Source organism: Bradyrhizobium sp. Bra64, assembly GCF_024519875.1.
GTDB lineage: Bacteria > Pseudomonadota > Alphaproteobacteria > Rhizobiales > Xanthobacteraceae > Bradyrhizobium > Bradyrhizobium japonicum_G.
Genome location: NZ_JALJRD010000013.1, coordinates 22,031 through 41,047 on the forward strand (window position 1 = coordinate 22,031; position 19,017 = coordinate 41,047).

Annotated in this window: 16 protein-coding genes; 3 read left to right on the top strand and 13 right to left on the bottom strand. The window is 65.0% G+C overall.

Annotated elements, in window-relative coordinates; genetic code table 11:
• Window positions 1–6: 6 nt before the first annotated feature.
• The 3 genes from NR187_RS28365 to NR187_RS28375 all read right to left on the bottom strand — a co-directional run bounded on the left by NR187_RS28365 (window position 7) and on the right by NR187_RS28375 (window position 4,826).
• Entirely contained in the window at window positions 7–1,026 is a 1,020-nt protein-coding gene (locus tag NR187_RS28365; RefSeq protein WP_211384982.1) for an NAD-dependent 4,6-dehydratase LegB, read from the bottom strand.
• A 132-nt stretch (window positions 1,027–1,158) separates the two neighbouring features.
• Window positions 1,159–2,361, bottom strand: coding sequence for an HAD-IIIA family hydrolase (locus NR187_RS28370; RefSeq protein WP_256808422.1), 1,203 nt, complete (start codon window positions 2,359–2,361; stop codon window positions 1,159–1,161).
• Between the two features lie 122 nt (window positions 2,362–2,483).
• The gene (locus NR187_RS28375; protein WP_256808424.1) at window positions 2,484–4,826 is read right to left on the bottom strand and encodes a hypothetical protein; all 2,343 of its coding nucleotides are present in this window, start codon (window positions 4,824–4,826) and stop codon (window positions 2,484–2,486) included.
• Here NR187_RS28375 and NR187_RS28380 point away from each other — a divergent pair.
• Window positions 4,819–5,031 (top strand): hypothetical protein, encoded by a 213-nt coding sequence (locus tag NR187_RS28380; protein ID WP_256808425.1) that lies wholly within the window; start codon window positions 4,819–4,821, stop codon window positions 5,029–5,031. The genes NR187_RS28375 and NR187_RS28380 overlap by 8 nt on opposite strands.
• Before the next feature lie 244 nt (window positions 5,032–5,275).
• Here the strand turns inward: NR187_RS28380 and NR187_RS28385 are convergent, their stop codons facing one another.
• From NR187_RS28385 to NR187_RS28415, 7 genes are read right to left on the bottom strand one after another with little or no spacing between them, the layout of a single operon-like run.
• On the bottom strand, window positions 5,276–6,115 hold the full coding sequence (locus NR187_RS28385; RefSeq protein WP_211384986.1) for an SDR family oxidoreductase: 840 nt from the start codon (window positions 6,113–6,115) through the stop codon (window positions 5,276–5,278).
• A gap of 13 nt (window positions 6,116–6,128) precedes the next feature.
• Window positions 6,129–6,890: an SDR family NAD(P)-dependent oxidoreductase gene (locus NR187_RS28390; RefSeq protein ID WP_256808426.1), complete on the bottom strand. Its 762-nt coding sequence runs from the start codon at window positions 6,888–6,890 to the stop codon at window positions 6,129–6,131.
• Window positions 6,887–7,735 carry a sugar phosphate isomerase/epimerase gene (locus NR187_RS28395; RefSeq protein ID WP_256808429.1) on the bottom strand — a complete coding sequence of 283 codons (849 nt, stop codon included), beginning with the start codon at window positions 7,733–7,735 and terminating at the stop codon, window positions 6,887–6,889. Before NR187_RS28395 ends, NR187_RS28390 begins: the two co-directional genes overlap by 4 nt.
• Entirely contained in the window at window positions 7,732–8,496 is a 765-nt protein-coding gene (locus NR187_RS28400; protein ID WP_211384988.1) for an SDR family oxidoreductase, read from the bottom strand. The genes NR187_RS28395 and NR187_RS28400 overlap by 4 nt, the downstream gene beginning before the upstream one ends.
• Window positions 8,489–9,178 carry an acylneuraminate cytidylyltransferase family protein gene (locus NR187_RS28405; RefSeq protein ID WP_211384989.1) on the bottom strand — a complete coding sequence of 230 codons (690 nt, stop codon included), beginning with the start codon at window positions 9,176–9,178 and terminating at the stop codon, window positions 8,489–8,491. The genes NR187_RS28400 and NR187_RS28405 overlap by 8 nt, the downstream gene beginning before the upstream one ends.
• Entirely contained in the window at window positions 9,178–11,097 is a 1,920-nt protein-coding gene (locus NR187_RS28410; RefSeq protein WP_256808430.1) for an N-acetylneuraminate synthase family protein, read from the bottom strand. The genes NR187_RS28405 and NR187_RS28410 overlap by 1 nt, the downstream gene beginning before the upstream one ends.
• A 21-nt stretch (window positions 11,098–11,118) precedes the next feature.
• Window positions 11,119–12,495: a CBS domain-containing protein gene (locus tag NR187_RS28415; protein WP_211384991.1), complete on the bottom strand. Its 1,377-nt coding sequence runs from the start codon at window positions 12,493–12,495 to the stop codon at window positions 11,119–11,121.
• A 196-nt stretch (window positions 12,496–12,691) separates the two neighbouring features.
• Here NR187_RS28415 and NR187_RS28420 point away from each other — a divergent pair, with 196 nt between their 5' ends.
• Window positions 12,692–14,329, top strand: a complete 1,638-nt coding sequence (locus NR187_RS28420; protein ID WP_211384992.1) for a carbamoyltransferase C-terminal domain-containing protein — start codon at window positions 12,692–12,694, stop codon at window positions 14,327–14,329.
• A gap of 2 nt (window positions 14,330–14,331) precedes the next feature.
• Here NR187_RS28420 and NR187_RS28425 read toward each other — a convergent pair whose 3' ends face one another.
• A complete protein-coding gene (locus NR187_RS28425; protein ID WP_211384993.1) occupies window positions 14,332–15,555 on the bottom strand; it encodes a phenylacetate--CoA ligase family protein in 1,224 nt (407 codons plus the stop codon).
• 86 nt (window positions 15,556–15,641) lie between these two features.
• Between NR187_RS28425 and NR187_RS28430 the strand changes: the two genes are divergently transcribed.
• Window positions 15,642–16,793, top strand: coding sequence for an AGE family epimerase/isomerase (locus NR187_RS28430; protein WP_211384994.1), 1,152 nt, complete (start codon window positions 15,642–15,644; stop codon window positions 16,791–16,793).
• Here NR187_RS28430 and NR187_RS28435 read toward each other — a convergent pair.
• The gene (locus NR187_RS28435; RefSeq protein WP_211384995.1) at window positions 16,790–17,629 is read right to left on the bottom strand and encodes an ABC transporter ATP-binding protein; all 840 of its coding nucleotides are present in this window, start codon (window positions 17,627–17,629) and stop codon (window positions 16,790–16,792) included. The genes NR187_RS28430 and NR187_RS28435 overlap by 4 nt on opposite strands.
• 89 nt (window positions 17,630–17,718) lie before the next feature.
• Entirely contained in the window at window positions 17,719–19,002 is a 1,284-nt protein-coding gene (locus NR187_RS28440) for an ABC transporter substrate-binding protein (protein ID WP_211384996.1), read from the bottom strand.
• Window positions 19,003–19,017 lie beyond the last annotated feature (15 nt).

A 19,017-nucleotide genomic window follows, 5' to 3' on the forward strand; every position in this document is an offset into this window, starting at 1 on the left:
ATCGCCTCAGACGTTGTAGACGTCAGCCTTGTAGCGGCTGAGATTAGCGGGATTGGTGAACCAGTCGACCGTCTTGACCATGCCGCGGCGCATGCCGTCGACGCCGCCGAATTCAGGGCTCCAGCCGAGTTGCTGGCGTGCCCTGGAATTGTCGGCCCAGAGCCGTTCGACCTCGCTGTTGGCCGGACGCAGGCGCGCCTCGTCGGTCTCGATTTCGATGCTCGCCCCCATGACGTCGGCGATCATCTGCGCGGTCGCGCCGACCGAGATCTCGAAGCCGCTGCCGAGATTGATGGTCTGGCCGACGACTTGCTCGGCAGGCGCCGTAAGGCCCGCGATCAGGCCGCGCGCTGTGTCGGTGACGAACGAGAAATCGCGCGTCGGGGTGACGGCGCCGAGGCGGATGGTCCGCTTGCCGGTGGCGATCTGGCTGATGATTGTCGGGATTACCGCGCGCGCCGATTGTCGCGGGCCAAAGGTGTTGAACGGGCGGATCACCACGACAGGCATGTCGAATGAAGCCTGGAACGACAGCGCCATCTGGTCGGAGGCGATCTTCGAGGCCGAATAGGGAGACTGTCCGACCAGCGGATGGCTCTCCTTGATCGGAACGGTCTGGGCCGTGCCGTAGACCTCGCTGGTCGAGGTCTGCACGAAGCGGCGCGCGCCGGCCATGCGCGCGGCCTGGAGCACGTTCACGGTGCCACGCACATTGGTTTCGACATAGGAGTCGGGCGCGACATAGGAGAAGGGGATCGCGATCAGCGCCGCCAGATGCAGCACGTCGGTGCAGCCGCTCGCAGCCCCGATCATGAAGTGCGGATCGCGGATGTCGCCGGACACGACCTCCACCGACGTCATGATGTCGGCCGCTACGGTGTCGAGCCAGCCCCAGGAGTTGAAGGAGTTGTAGTAGACGACCGCTTTGACGCGGGCCCCGGCTTTCACCAGCTCTTCGACGACATGCGAACCGATGAAGCCGTCGCTGCCGGTAACGAGGACGCGGGCGTCCCTCAGATCTGCCATGCCGGACCCCAAAAGGCGATTAAGCCAGCGTTCGCAACAAGATGGCGCTATAGCACACTGGCGCTCGCGTGCAACAGAACACCGCCGGACATCCGCCAAATGCCGGGGGATGCAGCGCTTTTGGGCGCGCCTCTAGACGTTCCCGGTCGGAGCCAGTCGCTGCTTCACGAACACTTCCAGATTTCCGCCCTCGAACAGATGGCCCGCAAGGCCTGCGGCCCGCGCCGCTTCCATGTCGCTGTCCTTGTCTCCGATCACCATGCTGCGCGTCATGTCCACCGGGAAACGCTGCGCGAGATCGGTGATCATGCCGGGCGCCGGCTTACGCCGGTCGCTGGTGCGGCAATAGTGCGCGACGGTGCCGTCGGGGTGATCGGGGCAATACTCGAACGCGTCGATATGGGCGCCGACCAGCGCCATCTGGTCTGCCATCCAGCGGTGCAGGGCGACGACGTGATGCTCCTCGTAGTAGCCGCGTGCGACGCCGGATTGATTGGTGATGACGAAGGCGAAGTAGCCGGCGTCGTTGACGGCCTTCACGGCCTCGCGTGCGCCCTCGATCCATTCGAGCTTATGGGTCTCGAAGGTGTATCCAGAATCGTGGTTGAGCACCCCGTCGCGATCGAAGAATACGGCGGGGCGCCGTAGCTTCTCGCTCAGCTCGCGGTCGGCGCGCGCGAAATCATCGGGTATGCCGATGTCGATGAAATAGCCACGATAGGCCGTGCCGCGCAACTGGCCGGACTTGACGAGACCGGGGAATACGTCCTGCTCGAGCGAGGCCGGAAGCGTCGCAATGTCGGTGAGAATGGACCTGTCCACGACGTAGATGCCGGCATTGACCGGCCCCGTGGCGCCTGCACCCGGGGCGATGAAGTCACGCACCACGTCGCCGTCGAGAACGACCCGGCCGTACCGATCTCCGACGACGCCGTCGCGCAGTGCCATGTGAATGCGCCCATCCTGCGCGCGCGCGATCAGATCGAGCAGGTTGAAGTCAAACAGCGAGTCGCCATTGAGCAGCAGGAATCGTTGATGCAGCAGGTCGCGTGCATGCACGAGCGCGCCGCCGGTGCCGAGCGGCTCGGTCTCGCGCGACACGATGATTCGCGTCCGTCCCCTGGCGGCCGCGGCGTAGTGCGTCTCGACGATCTCCGACTTGTGGCCTGCAAGCAGGAGAATTTCATCGAACACGCCATAGCGTACGAGCTCGTCGATCAGCGCGTCGAGAAACGGGCGTCCGCCGATCTCGAGCATCGGCTTCGGAACCAGCCTGGTACGTTCGCCCAGCCGTGTGCCCAGCCCGCCGACGAGGATGACGGCCTGCCTCAGCATGGAGGGGTTGTTTTGCGACATCGGTTAAGCCGTCGGACGAGCAAGTTTCATTCCCAACGTCCATACCGTGCCGCCGATCTCGGCGCCAGATGCGCTTTCATCGCGACGGAGAATGCCGAAGGTCAGCGCTCGCACGGAATGCGAACAACCGCGGTCTGCCGGTTGGCGAACAGCGCCTGAAACGGGCCGGCGCGAAGCGACGTGACGAACCCGGAAGCCAGCGGCTCCGTTGGCGGAAAATAGGGGAGGCGCTGGCCGGCATCGAGACGGGTCCATTCGATCGTACGCGGGTTGATCACGGCGACGAGCTGCCAGGTGTCTTGGCCTGTCCCCAGCATGTCCTGGACCGCGCTTCGGTCCGCTTCCTCCGTCTCATTCGGGACCTGCGTATTCGTCGGCCGTGGCGCGGTCGTCGCTGGCGCTTCCGTGGTGCGGACGGGCCGCAAAATTCCGCCCATAGCGTCGGCCCTGCCCATCTGAAAATACGTCTCCTGATTGATATCCTGCAAGAGCGGCCGGATGGTCGTGCAGGCCTCGGCAAGCCGCCGCGCTCCGTCGCCCGGTTCGACGATCGCCGAAACGACGGTGCGCATCCGCTTCGCGACGGCCTCGTTCACGGTATCAAGATTCGAAAACATGTAGGCAGCCGGGGAACCGGTCAGGGATTGGATCACCCCGAGCGTGTAGGGATCGGACAGCAGGATGCCCTTTTTCAAATTGTCGTGCAGCCAGCGCGCCGCGTCCAGGTCGCTGGCATTGTAGTGCGTGATGGCCGTGGCGCCGCTCGGAAGAGCTCCGTAGCTGTAACTCTTCGACATGCCGGCCAGCCCGGCGCGGTCGAGAGCGACGCCCAACCCGACGATGGCCGCAAGCGCGCAGACATGAATCCATCTCGACCGCATGAACGTCGCCGGCACGAGCGCGAGAAGGAGAGCCGCTCCCGCTATCTCGGTCGGCCGGAGGAAATCCTGGTATCGCGAGGACGACAGGTCCGGCCGCCAATTGAAGGTATAGCCGGCCAGCACGAGGCCGACAGCGATCAGAGTAACCGCGATTGCCGCGGAAGCTCGCCGCCGGACGGGAGCGGGAGAGGGGTCGATGAGCAGCTGGCAGAACGCTTCTGTTGCGGTGACCGTGAGCAGGGCCAGCACGATCATGATGATCCGGTACAGAAACGGAAAGCCTGACAGCACGGCGACGGCGAGGCCGCAGCCGATCGTCCAGGACCACAGCAGCTTCGCCGTGCGCGCGGTTTGAGCAGGGCTGGAAGCGGTGTCCAAGCGCGGGTTGAAGCGATCAATCCAGCACCAGGCCATGGCCATCGCGATGCAGACGGCAAACAGCGGGCCGATGGCCCGGCCCAGCTCGATCACCGCGATCTCGGGGCCGGCGCCAAGGAACAGTTCGTCGCCGCTTTGAATTGCTCTTCCCAGCACCAGCCCGGTGATGTGGGAGAACATCACGTTGGCATTTGCCGATGGCAGATAGCCGAGGCGCATCATCACGATGCAGGAGACGATTCCGGCTATGATCAACGGCAGTACGATGGACAGGGCCCGCAAAAGTCCGAGGCTCCGCGCCGGCCGGCGTGAGGTCTCGTGCAGGATCAGCAGGTAGCCCAGCCAGGCGGCAAACACCGCTGGGATAAACAGATAGGAGCCGCGGTGCGCCAGCAGCAGCGTCGCGGGCCATACGCAGCCGACCAGAAGAACGCCTTCGTGTCGATTGGCATTACCCAGAATCCTGAGCAGGAGTAGCGCGCCTGCCACCAGTGCAAGCAGCAGCGCGTTGTTGTTGAGCACGAAGGCAATGAGGAGCGAGGTCGCCGCAGTCAGGATCAGCAACGCGACCGAGCCCGCCCGCAGATCCTCCTTCGCGCCTTGCCTGGTCTTGCCGAGAAGGACGCCGAGAAAGGCCACGCTCCCCGCAAGCGCCAGGCTGCCATTGGTCAGCAGCCCGATGGCGTTTCCGGTCGCGGCGAAGAAAAAAGCGATCCATTTCCGCGGTTGTTCGGAATAGACGCCCTCCGCGAAGGTGTAGATGGCGACGAGGAAAAACAGGATCGAGACGTAGCGATAGGTCCATCCGAAATGCAGGAGATCGAGTCCCAAAACGCCAGCCAATGCGCCCGCCAGCGCAGCACGAAGGTCGACGTAGGATTGCGACGCGTAAGGATTGATGACGCCGCTATCGGCATATTCCTGCGCCGTCTTCATCCAGTGAACGTCGGCGCCGATATCCGAGTAGGGAAACTGGGAATACGCGCCGAACGTCCACCACCACGTCATGAGCGCGATTGGTAGCGACAGCAGACACCACAGGCCGATCGTTCCGGCGTCGCCCCTGCGCGGGCGCCAAACCGGCCAGGTCCACGCCAGTCCGAAGCCGGACAGCGCGATCATGATTGCCAGATGAAGCCGGATGTCGCCGATCAGAACGGAGCAGAACCCAAGAAGAATGCCCACGGCGGATGCGCCGATCGCATATCCGAGTACGACGAACTGGACCTTCGTCAGCCGGCTCGTCTTGATCAGCTCCAGCGGCGCGATCGCCAGGATTGAGAGGCCGGTGCCGAGCTGGATCAGGAAGAATACGAACGTCAAAAGCAATGTATTCATCCACATCGCAGTATCTCTAGAGTTCTTCCGGCTGAGCCAGGAAGATGCATGAGACAGGCCCGCTCGGGCGGGACGAATGGCCGCCGGTTATTTCGGGGCGCTGCGTTGCGCGCGCATCTGCGTAGGCGCGGCGCGGTTCCATTCACAATTGGCTCCACATCGGCTGAGCGGATTCGTCCATGCAGCGTGTTTAGCACGCCGGCGAGAGAATATCCGGCGGCAATCTTCGATCCGTTGGCCGATCCGTCCCGATTGTTGCCTTCTGGCCGCAAATCAGCTCTGCGATTGTGCCGCGGCTACCACACGCTCCGACCGCCATCCATGACGAGATTCTGTCCGGTCATGTAGCTCGAGGCGTCCGAGCAGAGAAACTGCACCGCGGCCCGGTATTCGTCGACATCCGCCATGCGCCCCATCGGGATCAGACGCGTCAGCCGTTCGACGAAGGCGGGATCCTGGTTGTTGAACACGCCGCCGGGTGAGATCGCATTGACGCGGACGCCGTGGTCGGCCCAGTAGGTCGCGAGATATTTTGTCAGCCCGATCAGCCCGTGCTTGATCACGGAATAGGTCACGGGCTTGACCGGTTGCTCCTCCTCGCGCGTGACGCTCGGCTGGCGGTAGAGCCGCTGGTCCGGCGCGATCACACCGAGATCGGAGGCGATGTTGAGGATCGCGCCGCGCCCGCGTTTGGCCATCTCGCCGCCGAACACCTGCGCGCACAGCATCGCGCCGGTGAGGCCCACGGCGATCTCGGTCTGCCATTGCGGCACGGGAAAGGCTTCGAAGCGCGAGGAGTGCATTACGCCGGGCGCGGATGTGACCTTGGGATCGATCGCCGCGTTGTTGACGAGGATGTCGATGGTGACGCCGCGGCCGGCAAGCTGCTCGTTTGCCGCCCGCACCGAATCAAGCGAGGTGACGTTGATCTCGAGCGCGATCAGGTCGGCCGATGGCGCGCTCTGCTTCAGCGTCGTGACGGCGGCTTCGGCCTGCGCCAGTCCGACATCGGTGACGACCACGCGCGCGCCGGCTTCGGTGAGCGCTGCAACGTGCTGCTTGCCGAGCAGGCCGCCCGCACCGGTCACGAGCGCTGTTCGTCCGGTCAGGTCGTAGCGGGAAGAGGGAGTTGCCATCGAAGGCTCCTGTTCAGCTTCTGAGCTGGCCGCCGTCGGCCACCATCACACTGCCGGTAATAAAGGCCGCGCGCGGCGAAACGAGGAAGGCGACGACGTCGGCGATCTCCTCGGGAGTGCCGAGCCGGCGCAGCGCCACCTCACGCTGGAGCATCTCGTCGACCGCGTGCTTGTTTTCGGCGATCTTGCGCGCCCAGGTTCCGTCCGGGCTCAAGATGTTTCCGGGGGCAACGGCATTGATGCGGATGCCTTCCAGCGCCAGCGGCCGTGCCAGGCCGCGGACGGTCGCGTTCAGCGCCGCTTTTGCGGCGTAGTAGGTGACGGGCGCGCCCAGTGCGGCCATGCCTGCGATCGAGGACACGCAGACGATGGCCCGCTCGCCGCTGCCGCGCGCCATCAACGGCCGGGCGGCCTCGATCATGTTGGTCGTGGCGAAGAGATTGAGGTCCATCACCCGCGACCACTCCGGCGCGGTCTCCTTCCCGGGGGGAACGGACGCGCCACTGCCGACGTTGCAGACGAGAATGTCGAGCCGCCCCCACTGCTTCTCGACGTCCTGGATGAGGCTCGCGGCGCTGGCGGGATCGGTGACGTCGGCAACATGAATCGAGCTCCGCCCGCCGACAGCTGCACGCGCGGCGCTCAGCGCGTCGGCGCCGCGCGCCGCGAGCGCGACCTTGGCGCCTTCCGCCGCGAGCGTCGTCGCGATCGCAAGCCCGATCCCGCGGCTGGCGCCGGTGACGAGAGCGACGCGATCGTCCAGCTCGAGCTTCATCGCGCGGCGTCCTCGATCCAGCCGATGGTCATGTCGCGGTATTTCGCCAGCGCGCCGGCGTGGTCGCCGTCGGCAGCGCGCGCGGTTTGCAGGATATACTGGCCCTTGTAGCCGGACCGCTCGATTAGCCGGATCGTTTTGGCAAGGTCTGCATTGCCGGTGCCGAGAGGCACGGTGGTGCCACTGCGAATGCGGTCCTTGACGTGCACGTTGAGGATGCGCGGTGCGTAGGCGCCGATCTCCTCGTCGCTGTCATAACCGAGCGAAGCACTGTTGCCGCTGTCATAGTTGATGCCGAAGACGTCGGCAGGAAAAGCTTCCATGAACCGCGCGAGCTCGCGCGGCGGCAGATCGGATTCGAAGACGATCTTGACGTTCCGCCGCGCAAGCTGTTCGTGGCGGGCGAGCAGTACGCGTTTCAACGTGTCGCTTTCGCTCTGGCGCTCGATCTTGCCATTGTCGACCAGCGGAATCACAACGAATTCGATGCCGATATGGCTGCAGGCGGCGATCAGCAGATCGAGGTCGGCGACGAGCGCGTCGCGCACAACGGCATCGACCTTCCAGAACGGCGCCTGCATGAAGCAGTCGCCGGTCAGGCTCGGGATCCGCACGCCGGTCTCGCGCGACAGCGCCAGAATGTCCTGCTGCCCCGGGTCGGTCGTGAGCGGATTCTCGCGCAGCCGTTCCTGATCGATGGTCCATTCCATCCGCGTCAGGCCGAGGGCCTTCGCACGTGGAAACTCGTCTCGCCACTCATCCCAGGGGAATGCCTGGATCTTGCCGTCGACGAGAGCCGACAGTCGTCCTTGCATGAAGCCGATGCGTTGCAGCGTTGTGGTCACGATTTGCTATCCGAGCTGATGGCGAGGCCCTTGGTGGTCCAGCCGCCGTCGACGAAGAGCTCCTGGCCAGTCACATAGGCGGAGGCTTCCGACGCCAGGAACACGGCGGCTCCCACCATGTCCGCGGGCTGTCCCCAGCGGCCGAGCATGGTGTGGCGGCGCCTCGCCTCGTGCATGGCGGGATCGGCGAAACTCGTCGCGGTCATCTCGGTCGCGACATAGCCCGGCGCGAGCGCGTTGACGCGGATGCCGTCGGGCGCATAGTCGGTGGCCAGCGCTCGCGTCAGTCCGGCAAGGCCGGCCTTCGCCGCCACGTAGCCGGGATTGCCGGGAAAGCCGCGGACCGAATTGATGCTGGTAACGTTGACGATCGCAGCCGAGCCCGCGTTCTTCAGGAGCGGATGGGCGGCAAGGATGGTGGCGTAGATTCCGGTGAGGTCGGTTGCGACCGTGGCTCGGAAGCGCGCGAGCTCGCTCTCGGCGCTTTGGGCGGGCAGGCTGATGCCGGCCGCGTTGACCAGCGCGTCAATGCGTCCGCCTTGTGCTGCCACGGTGTGGAATGCGCTCTCGATGGCCGCATCGTCGGAGAGATCGCAGGCAATCGCACTCACGCCCTGTGGCGCGGTCCCGGAACGGCTGAGGCCGAACACAATGGCCCCCGCATCTTGCAGGCCGGCTGCAATCGCCGCGCCAATGCCGCGCGAGGCGCCGGTGACGACCGCGATCTTGCCGGCGAGAGAGAAGGCGCTGAGGTCAGGCATAACCGTAACTACGCATGATGGCGGCGCAGAGCTTGACGTCCTCGGGACGGTCGATCTGGAACATCTTGTGACGCTCCATCACGTGAAAGCCGATCTTGCCGCCGAGACGATTGCTCTGCTCGCGCAGGAGCGAAGGGATGAAGACGTAGAACGAGCCGTTCTCCAGGTAGCGCTTCTCGATCTGCTGCCGCATGCGGCGGTTGCGATAATCGTAGTTGATAGGCTCCGGTCCGCTCGTGCCGATGTGCCAGTTGAAATAGTCCTCGACCTCGCAGACCGACAGCAGGCTGTCGAGATGATCGCGATCGAAGGTCGCGAGCGCGCTTTCGATGTCGCCGGGCTCGCGGATCGGCGACGTCGCCTGGAGCGCGACGACGCGCTCGAACCGTCCCATCTGCTCGTCGGTCGCATCGAGCGCGTGCAGCCAGGCGGATTCGGAGGAGGCGAGGTCACCTGAAATGCCTTCGGGGCGCCGCACGCCGACGGCGCCGGCAGCTTCGGCCGCGGCGAGGATATTGTCGCTGTCGGAAGAGACCGCCACCACGTCGACACCGCGCGCGGCGCGTGCCTGTTCGACCGTCCACGCAATCAGCGGCTTGCCGCAGAGATCGAGCAGGTTCTTGTGCGGGATGCCCTTGGAGCCGCCGCGCGCGGCGATCACGGCCAGCGTCTTGCGCGCCATCAGATGTGTCCCTCGAGACGCTCGAGCGCGGTCCAGAAGCCTTCGCCCATGTTCTTGTGGCCTTGCCATATTTCGGGAATGAACGATGCCGTCGGAGCATGCTGGCGCAACACCCGTCCGATCTCGTCGAAATCGATCTCGCCTTCGCCGATCTGGAGGCCTTCGCCGTCGAGCCCCCTGGCGTCGCCGAAATGCAGATGCGCGGTGTGCGGACCGAGCTGGGCGAGACCTTGCGCGAAGTCGAAGCCGAAATGGTTGGCGGCGAGCTTGGTGTGGGAGATGTCGACGCACATGCGCAGATCGTGCTTGGCGCAGAACGCAGCCGACTCCTCCGGGAAGATGAAGATGTTCTGGTGACGCTGGCCGCCGAAATGCCAGGGGAAAGGCGCCATGGTCTGGGGCGTGAGCTCGACGCCGTCCATGTCGAGTTCCTTCAGGCTCTGCGCAAAGATGCGGTAGCGCTCGGCCTTCTCCTCCGGCGGCAATGGCTCGTCCATGGTAAAGCCGCCGATATTCGCGACGATGGGCGGGCGCCTGGTCTTGGGAAAGAATTTCTTCAGGCCGCGGGTGATGTCGATCACCGCCTGGGTCTGCTCCAGCGAATAGCGCCGCAGCGCCTCGTCGGGTGTTGCGAGGTCCATCAGCTTGGAGCCGGCAAAGAGCTCCGGCGCATGCACCACGAAGCCGAGCTCATAGGTACCGGAGAGATAGGCCGCGGGATCACGCTCCATGTCGCTGTAGCTGAGATGGAACTCGATGATGTCGGGCTCGCAGATTTCCAGGAAGCGCCCGGTGTCGTGATAGCGTACCGGCACACCCCATGGCCGGTCGAAGCGATAGCGCCGGGCTTTTGCCGTCCCTTCGTCGAGGTCGCTCTGGAAGAAATAGTCGTCGGTCGCCATCGTCCGCGTCAGCCTGCGGCCGAGCAGGGCCGGCATCTTCAGCGGCGACAGGCCCTGTCCCGGGCTCTTCACGGCGATGTCGCTGTCGGAGATCACGGTGCCGGCCGGAAGATCACGTGCGGCCACCAGGCTCTTGGCGAGGCTTTCGCGGTTGATCAGCTCGCCCTGGCTCAGCGCTCGCTCGGCCAGCTTCTCGCCGCGCGCCGCCTCAACCTCGCGGATGCCCGAGACCAGCGCCTTGAATTCCTCCGGCTCCAGGCTCGCGGCATGGTCCGGACCTTCCATCTCGCGGTCGAGCGTGATGTGCCGTTCGATGACGACGGCGCCGAGCGCCACTGCGGCCGTCGAAACGGCAACGCCGCGCTCGTGGCCCGAATAGCCGACGACCGGATGGATCTCGCGCAGCGTTTCCATGAAACGCAGATGGATGTTGTGGAGCGCGGCCGGATAGGTGCTCTGGCAGTGCAGCAGCACGTAGCTCGCATCGCGATCGTCGAGGAATTTCGCCGCGGTCTTGATCTCGTCCGTCGTGCTCATTCCGGTCGAGACGATCAGCGTCTTGCCGGTGGCGGCAAGGCACGCGAGCAGCGGCAGGTTGGTGAGGTCGGCGGAGGCAACCTTGTAGGCTTGCACGCCGAAGCCTTCGAGCGCGGCGACGCTCTTCGCGTCCCAGGGCGTGCAGAGATACTGGATACCCTTTGCGGCGCAGTACTCGGCGATCTTCTTCTGCTGTGGGGTCGGCAGTTCGAAACGGCGCAGCAGATCGAGCGTATATTCGACGGCGAGGTCGTCGTCCTTTCCGGACAGGCTCGAAGCGCGATAGACCTCGTCGAGCTTACGCATCTGGAATTTGGCGCAATCGGCGCCGGCCGCGACCGCGGCATCGACCAGCGCAATGGCGCGATCGAAGTCGCCATTGTGGTTGTTGCCGATTTCGGCGATGACGTAGCAGGGTTCACCATCACCCAGAAGACGGTTGCCGATGCGGATTGGGGCAGGCTGTTTGGGCGATGTCATCAACATTCTCGTCTCATATCGTCAGGCGAATCGCGCGGGAAAGCGCGACTTCCATGTCCGCAGCCCGTTCTCTTCGAACATGATGCGCGAACAACTGTGCCCCTGCTGTTCCAGTGCGGCAATGAGCTGATAGCGCTCGAACGGACGCACGAAGAACATGAAGTAGCCGCCGCCGCCGGCGCCCAGCAGCTTGCCGCCGACGGCGCCGTTCTGCTTGGCGAAATCGTAGATCGCGTCGATCGCGTCCGACGAGATCTTCGAGCTCAGCTTGCGCTTGGCGTGCCAGGCGTCGTCGATCAGCCGGCCGCATTCCAAGAGCTGGCCGCGCAGAAGATGCCGCCGGATGTCGCGCGTCACTTCCTTCTGCTTGGCGGCCGCGGCGACGGCATCGCTGGTCTCGTGCTGTGCCTTCTGGTCGCGGTGGATGGCGCCGGAATCGCGGCCCGAGCCGGTGTAGCAGAGCACCAGACTCTCCTCGAGCTCGGCGATGATGTTGGGATCGAGCCGAAGCGGCACGATGGTGTTCTGGTCCGAGAAGAACTCCATGTGATTGAAGCCGCCGAACACGGTGGCGTACTGATCCTGCCAGCCGCCGGGAATGTTGAGCATCAGCCGCTCGGCCTGGAACGCCATCTCGGCGATCTCGTGACGGTCCCACTGGTCGCCGCGGAATTCGTTGAAGCAGCCGATGATGGCCGATGAGACCACCGCCGAGCCGCCGAGGCCGGAACCGACCGGGAAATCGGCGGACACTTCGAGCTCGAATCCGTAAGTCGGCTTGATCAGGCGCACGACCGACTTGATCAGCGCCAGATCGCCGTCCGTTCCTAGCTCTGCGAGGCTGCCGGCCTCGACCGTGCGGCGAAAATCGTGCGAATAGATCCGGATGCTGGGATCGTTCCTTCGCCGCAGTGTCGCGTGGGCGTACATCTTGATCGTGGCGCTGATGACCGCACCGCCGTCATTCGCCACGAAATAATGCGTGAGGTCGGTGCCACCCCCGGAGAAGCTGATCCGCACCGGCGAGCGGGCGCGCGCGAACACCTCGCTCTCTTCCGACAGGTTGAACAACTCGCGGCTGAACACGTCGACCAGTCGCCCTTCGCCATCGAGGATCGGCACCACGTGCACGCGCTGGTCGAGCAGCTTGAGGATCTGTTCGCGCGGCCCGCCGCTCCGCGCCCAGACGAAGTTGCGATTGACGCAGGTCGCAACCCGGTCCTGGATCGTGGTGCCGGCCAGCATGCGTCTGCGGATGTCGCCGTCTGTCACCGCGCCGACGATTCGTCCGCTCGCGTCCTGAGCGAACAGGATACCGAGCATGTTCGCATTCAGGCGCCGGAAGGCTTCCTCAATGGTCTCGGTCTCGGCGATGGTGACGAGTGTTCGTTCAAGCACGTTTTGGGGTCCAGGAAGGGCCAATTCCAGGCCATTTCGTAGCAGGGTTGGTAATACGGGAGCGACAGGGACGATGCAAGGTTCCTGCGCCCCGGTGCATCGCGCCAAAATGGCTGCCCTCAAGCGCTTCGGCCGGGCGCAGCCGATTTACATTGGCCGCGGTTTCTATAGAAGGCTCCCGAGGGGTCTACGCGACATGTATGTGATCGGAATCAGCTCGGGGATCAAGCACGGGCACCATGACGGCGCGGCGGTGTTGCTGCGCGACGGCGAGTTGGTCGCAGCCGCCGAGGAGGAGCGTTTCACGCTGGCGAAACATGCGCGTGGCGAGCTGCCGCGCGGTGCGATCGGCTTCTGCCTGAAGCAGGCCGGCATCACCATGCGTGACGTCGACTGGATCTGCTCGCCGCTGAAGACCTACACGAACTACACGCAGCGCCTGACCGAATATTTCAAGTATCAGTTCGGCCACAGCCCGAAGATCGAGCTGTACGACCATCATCTTTGTCATGCCGCAAGCTCGTTCTACGGCTCCGGCTTCTCGGAGGCGACGGTGGCCTGTTTCGACTTCTCGGGGGATTCCAGCTCCGGCCTCGTCGCCCATGCGCGCGGCAACGACTTCCGTGTGCTGACGCGGTTCGCGCGCAACAACAGTCTCGGGCTCTATTACGGGATGCTGACCCAGTATCTCGGCTATCAGATGACCAATGACGAGTACAAGGTCATGGGCCTGTCGTCCTATGGCAGCCCGGACTATCTCGACAAATTCGCCAAGCTGCTTCGTCCGAACGGCATCAACTACGAGCTCGATCCCGAGCTCGACAAGCGCCGGCGCGACGCCGACATCTTCACCAGCGATTTCTCCACGCGGCAGGAACGCATCTTCACCGAGAAGATGGAGGAGATTTTGGGACCGCGCCGCCTGCGCGGCCAGCCGCTCGACCAGCGGCTGACCAACATCGCAGCCAGCGGCCAGAAGCAACTCGAGATCGTAGCCACCGAGGTGATCCGTTCCGCGATCGCCGAGACCGGCTGCGGCGATGTCTGCATCGCCGGCGGCGTCGGGCTGAACTGCAAGATGAACATGGAGATCGCGGCCGAGCCGTCCGTGAAGCGTCTCTACGTTCCGCCGGTGCCGCACGATGCCGGCGTGGCGCTGGGGGCCGCGATGATGAAATGCGCGGAGGCGGGCCACGCGATCGCGCCGCTGACCCACGCCTACTGGGGCCCGGAATATTCCAACGACACGATCCGGGAGACGCTGGACAAGATCGGCGCCCGATTCGAGCCGCTCGATGATCCCGTGGCGCGCTGCGTCACCGACCTGACGGATCAGAAGACGGTGGGCTGGTTCCAGGGGCGGATGGAGTACGGTCCGCGTGCGCTCGGCAACCGCTCGATCCTGGCCGATCCGCGCCATGCGGGCATGAAGGACCGCATCAACCTCACCATCAAATATCGCGAGGAATTCCGTCCGTTCTGCCCGTCGGTGCTATACGAGCGCCAGGCCGAGTATTTCGAGGACACGTTCGATGCGCCGTTCATGGTGGTGACGTTCCCGGTCAACGAGAAGGTCGCCGAGACCATGCCCGCCGTGGTTCACGTCGACAACACCGCGCGTATCCAGAGCGTCCATGCGGACAGCAACCCGCTCTACAGCCACCTGATCGGCGAGTTCGCGAAAGCGACCTCGCTGCCGGTCCTGATCAATACCAGCCTCAACATCAACGAGCAGCCGACGGTGAACGCGCCGCTGGAGGCGCTGCACACCTATTTCTGCTCGGGGCTCGATGTGCTGTATCTCGGCAATTACCGGCTGTCGAAGGCGGGCTGAGGCTACCGCTCGTCCGCGATGATCTTGCCGTCGTTCGGCAGTGCGCCGGGGCTGACCAGTTCTACGCTTCCGCCGAGCTTCGTCACCGCGCGCAAGCTGGCCGCGATCTCCTCGCGCAACGTGTCGCTCGCCGCAGCCGTTTCCGCTTTCAGCGTCATTGCATCGCTCTCGCCCTGGCGGCTGACGACGAGGCGCAGTCTTCCGAGCGGGGAATGGCGCTTGCCGATCTCGGCGACCTGCTCGGGCCGGACGAACATGCCCTTGACCTTGGTGGTCTGGTCGGCGCGGCCCATCCAGCCCTTGATGCGCATGTTGGTGCGCCCGCACGGGCTCGGGCCCGGCAGCGCCGCGGTGAGGTCGCCGAGCGCCAGGCGGATCCAGGGATGGTGCGGGTCGAGCGAGGTCACCACGATCTCGCCCACGTCGCCCGGAGTCACGGGATCGCCGGTGCCGGGCTTGACGATCTCCATGACCAGGTCCTCGTTCACGACCATGCCGTCGCGCGCTTCGGTCTCGAAGGCAATGAGGCCGAGATCGGCGGTGCCGAAAGCCTGGTAGGCGTCGATGCCGCGGGCCTTGATCTCGGACTGGAGCGAGGGCGGGAATGCCGCCCCTGAGACCAGCGCACGCTTGATCGAGGAGACGTCGCGGCCCGAGCTTGCGGCAGCATCGAGCAAGATCTTCAGGAAGTCCGGCGTGCCGCTATAGCCAACCGGCCGGTAGGCCTCGATCAGCTCGAATTGCTGCTCGGTGTTGCCGGGCCCGGCCGGGATCACCGCGCAGCCAAGCGCGCGGGCAGAGGAATCGAAGATGAAGCCGCCGGGGGTGAGGTGGTAGCTGAAGGTGTTGAGCACGATGTCGTCAGGGCGGAACCCGGCCGCGAACAGCGCCCGCGCGCCACGCCAGGGATCGGCCTGCCGGCCCTCCGGCTCGAAGATCGGGCCGGGAGAGGTGAACAGGCGGGCGAACGATCCCGGCGCCGCCGCCACGAAGCCGCCGAACGGCGCTGAGGCCTTGTGCAGGGCGGGCAGTTCCGACTTGCGCAGCACCGGCAGGGCCGCCAGCGCCGCCCTGGAGGTCACGGTAGCCGGATCAACGCCTTTCAGCCGCTCGGCATAGGCGGGTGCGGCCAGCGCGCTGCGCAGCACGTCCGGCAGGCGGCCGAACAGCTCAGCCTCGCGCGCGGCCTGTTCGCGCGTCTCGCGGGCGTCGTAATGGGCGGTCATGGCTGGACTTTCAGGGTTGGCATCCGTTGCACGCCGCCGCCAGCATGGGTATCAGACGGCCATTGGCGGGGCTTGAAGAGGACGCGATGGCGGACGAAGGAATCATTGCGGCGGACGGGGCGGCCGACGTCGTCGCGCGCCTGAAGCGCCGCATGATCGACGAAGCGCTGCCGCTGTGGTCGACGGTCGGCTGGGACCGTGGCGCGGGTGGTTTCATCGATCGGCTGCACCGTGACGGCACCGCGGACGTGGCCGCGCCCCGGCGCGTGTTCGTGCAGGCCCGGCAGATCTATTGCTACGCCAAGGCTGCGCAGATGGGCTGGTACCCCGAGGGGCGTGCCATTGCACTCAAGGGGCTGGAGCATCTGCTGGCATGCGCGAAGGCACCCGACGGCCGGCCCGGCTACGTGCACCGGCTGACGCCGGAGGGCACGGTGCTCGATGCGAGGCGCGATGCCTACGATCACGCCTTCATCCTGTTTGCGCTCGCAACCGTGTACGCACTGGACAAGGACGCACAAATTCGCGCCGAGATTGACGCGTTGCTTGCCTTCCTCGACGGTCATCTGCGCTCGCCGCATGGCGGCGTCCACGAAGGGCTGCCGGTCTCGCTGCCGCGCCGGCAGAACCCGCACATGCATCTGTTCGAGGCGATGATCGCTTGCTTCGACGCGACCCACGATCTGTCGTTCCAGAACCGCGCCGGCGAGTTCTTCGCGCTGTTCCTCGCCAATCTCTACGACAAGCAGAAGCGCGCGCTCGGCGAATATTTCGAGGAGGATTGGTCGAAGATCGCGCCGGTCAGCGTCGAGCCTGGCCATCAGGCAGAGTGGGTCTGGCTGCTGAAGGGGTTTGAACGCATCACGGGCTGCCCGACCGGACAGCGGCGCGCCGAGTTGCTCGCTACCGCGCTGCGCTATCGCGACGCGGCCACGGGCTGTCTCGTCGACGAGGGCGATGACACCGGCAATATCCGTCGCAGCACGCGCCGGCTGTGGCCGCAGACCGAGATGGCGAAGGCGTGGATCGCGCAGGCCGAGTCCGGCGAGGCTGGCGCGGCGGACGAAGCGCGCGCGGCGCTGGTGCGGCTCGAACGGCATTATCTCAGCCATCCCGTGAAGGGCGGCTGGTACGATCAGTTCGACCGCGACGGCAAATCGCTGATCGACACCATCCCTGCGTCGTCGTTCTATCATGTTCTCTGCGCAGTCACGGAAGCGGAGCAGGTGCTGGGTTAAAGCCAGCGCTTGCGTCGCTTGAAGCTCTTGAGGTTCTTGAAGCTCTTGCGCTGGTCGCCGGCGCCGCCGAGATAGAACTCCTTGACGTCCTCGTTGTCGCGCAATTCGTCCGCTGTGCCGTCGAGCACGACCTTGCCCTGCTCCATGATGTAGCCGTGGCTCGCCACCGACAGCGCGGCGCGCGCGTTCTGCTCGACCAGGAGGATGGTGACGCCGAGGTCGCGGTTGATCTTCTGGATGATGGAAAACACCTCCTTCACCAGCAGCGGCGACAGGCCCATCGAGGGCTCATCCATCAAAATCATCTTCGGGCGTGCCATCAGCGCACGGCCGATCGCGAGCATCTGCTGCTCGCCGCCGGAGAGATAGCCGGCAAGGCCGGTGCGCTCCTTCAGGCGCGGGAAATAGTTGAAGACCATGTCGAGGTCGGCATCGACCTCGCGATCGCGGCGGGTGAAGGCGCCGAGCTTCAGATTCTCCAGCGAGGTCATGTCGGCGATGATGCGGCGGCCCTCCATCACCTGGAAGATGCCGCGGCGGACGATCTTGTCGGGGTCGATGCCATTAATCCGCTCGCCTTCGAACAAGATTTCGCCGCGCGTGACCTCGCCGTCCTCGGTCTTGAGCAACCCCGAGATCGCCTTCAGCGTCGTCGACTTGCCGGCGCCGTTGGCACCGAGCAGCGCCACGATCGCGCCTTTGGGCACGTCGAGGCTGAGGCCGCGCAGCACCAGGATGACGTCGTCATAGACGACCTCGATGTTGCGCACGGCAAGGAGAGCTGGCGCGGGGACAATACTTGGAGCGGTGCGAGCAGCTTCTGCGATCTGGGTCATGCTTCATGGCTTTCCGCTGTCGCCGCCCGGCCTGTGCGCAATGGCGCACAAGCCGGGGATGACAGTTGCGTGTATGGGAACGGTGAGGGTCACCACCCCAGCAATTCCGGCTTGCGCGGCAACTCGACGGTCTTGACCTTCTCGAGCTTGATCGCGCCCTTGGCCATGAGGTCGTTGAGGTCACCGTCAGTCGCGCCTGATATCTTGGTGCGATAGAGGTCGACCTTCAGCGTGCCGCGGTGGTCCTTGTCGGTCCAGGTCGAGGGATTGCAGACGCCTTCCATGCCCGCCGGCACCCAATCCTTCTTCTGGTAAAAGCCCTTGGCCACGTTATCGCCGGTGGCGCCGCCGTTCTTGGCGGCCCATTCGAGCGCCTCCTTCATGTAGAGCGCCGAGCAGACGGCCGCGATGTAGTGCACCGGGCGATAGACCTTGCCGGTCGGGTCGGACATCTTCGAGATGTCCATTACCGTCTTCATGCCGGGCGCATCGCCGCCCCAGCTCACGGCGGTGCGCAGCGGGAAGATCACGCCGTTGGCTGCATCGCCCGCGGTCTTGGCGGCGTTCTCGTCCATGCCCCAGACATTGCCGAGGAACTGGATCTCGACGCCGGCGGTCTTGCAGGCCTTCATCACCGAGATGTTGGAGGCCGCGGTGTTGCCGAGATAGGCGTAGTTGGCGCCCGAGGATTTCAGGCTCAGGCACTGCGCGCTGTAGTCACCCGGCGCGAGCGCGAACACCAGCGGCGGCAGCACCTCGAAGCCGAGTTCCTGCGCCATGGCTTCGCCCGCGGCCTTCGGCGCGTTCGGATAGGGGTGGTTGGCGCCCATATGCACGAATTTCGGCTTGCCGGACTTGCCCTTGGCCTTCCAGTCCTCGGCTGCCCACATCAGCATCGCCCGCAGCGAGTCCGAATAGCTCGGGCCGTAGAAGAAATTATAGGGCGCGGGCTTGGCCTTGCCGCTGACCCCTTCGGGATCGGTGAGGGCAGCTGCGTAGGAGCCGGACATGTCGGGGATCTTGTCCTGCGCGAGGAAGCCGGTCAGCGCCTCGGTGTCCGCGGTGCCCCAGCCCATGATCGCGGCGACCTTGGAGTCCGGGGCCGACCATTTCTTGTAGAGTGCGATCGCGCGCGGCACCTGGTAGCCGTAATCGTTGGTGTCGACGTTGAGCTGCTTGCCGCCGACGCCGCCGTTCTTGTTGACCCAGGCGAAGGTGTCGGCGACGGCCTGGCCGTAGGGCGTGCCGACGTCGGACGTGCCGCCGGAATAATCGGCGAGATGCCCGATCGCGATCTGCGCCTGCGCGCTCGCCGAAAATGCTGCGATCGCCAGCGCGAGCGATGCGGTGCTCAAAAGGGATTTTGTCTTCATTGGTTGCCTCCTCCT

Coding starts and splice junctions, on each gene's coding strand:
- NR187_RS28405 (WP_211384989.1), bottom strand. CDS start 9,178: ATGGCGCGCAAGACGCTGGCCGTGATCGCCGCGCGCGGCGGCTCCAAG.
- NR187_RS28435 (WP_211384995.1), bottom strand. CDS start 17,629: ATGACCCAGATCGCAGAAGCTGCTCGCACCGCTCCAAGTATTGTCCCC.
- NR187_RS28440 (WP_211384996.1), bottom strand. CDS start 19,002: ATGAAGACAAAATCCCTTTTGAGCACCGCATCGCTCGCGCTGGCGATC.
- NR187_RS28385 (WP_211384986.1), bottom strand. CDS start 6,115: ATGGCAACTCCCTCTTCCCGCTACGACCTGACCGGACGAACAGCGCTC.
- NR187_RS28400 (WP_211384988.1), bottom strand. CDS start 8,496: ATGCCTGACCTCAGCGCCTTCTCTCTCGCCGGCAAGATCGCGGTCGTC.
- NR187_RS28390 (WP_256808426.1), bottom strand. CDS start 6,890: ATGAAGCTCGAGCTGGACGATCGCGTCGCTCTCGTCACCGGCGCCAGC.
- NR187_RS28430 (WP_211384994.1), top strand. CDS start 15,642: ATGGCGGACGAAGGAATCATTGCGGCGGACGGGGCGGCCGACGTCGTC.
- NR187_RS28365 (WP_211384982.1), bottom strand. CDS start 1,026: ATGGCAGATCTGAGGGACGCCCGCGTCCTCGTTACCGGCAGCGACGGC.
- NR187_RS28420 (WP_211384992.1), top strand. CDS start 12,692: ATGTATGTGATCGGAATCAGCTCGGGGATCAAGCACGGGCACCATGAC.
- NR187_RS28370 (WP_256808422.1), bottom strand. CDS start 2,361: ATGCTGAGGCAGGCCGTCATCCTCGTCGGCGGGCTGGGCACACGGCTG.
- NR187_RS28410 (WP_256808430.1), bottom strand. CDS start 11,097: ATGACATCGCCCAAACAGCCTGCCCCAATCCGCATCGGCAACCGTCTT.
- NR187_RS28425 (WP_211384993.1), bottom strand. CDS start 15,555: ATGACCGCCCATTACGACGCCCGCGAGACGCGCGAACAGGCCGCGCGC.
- NR187_RS28380 (WP_256808425.1), top strand. CDS start 4,819: ATGCCCACGGCGGATGCGCCGATCGCATATCCGAGTACGACGAACTGG.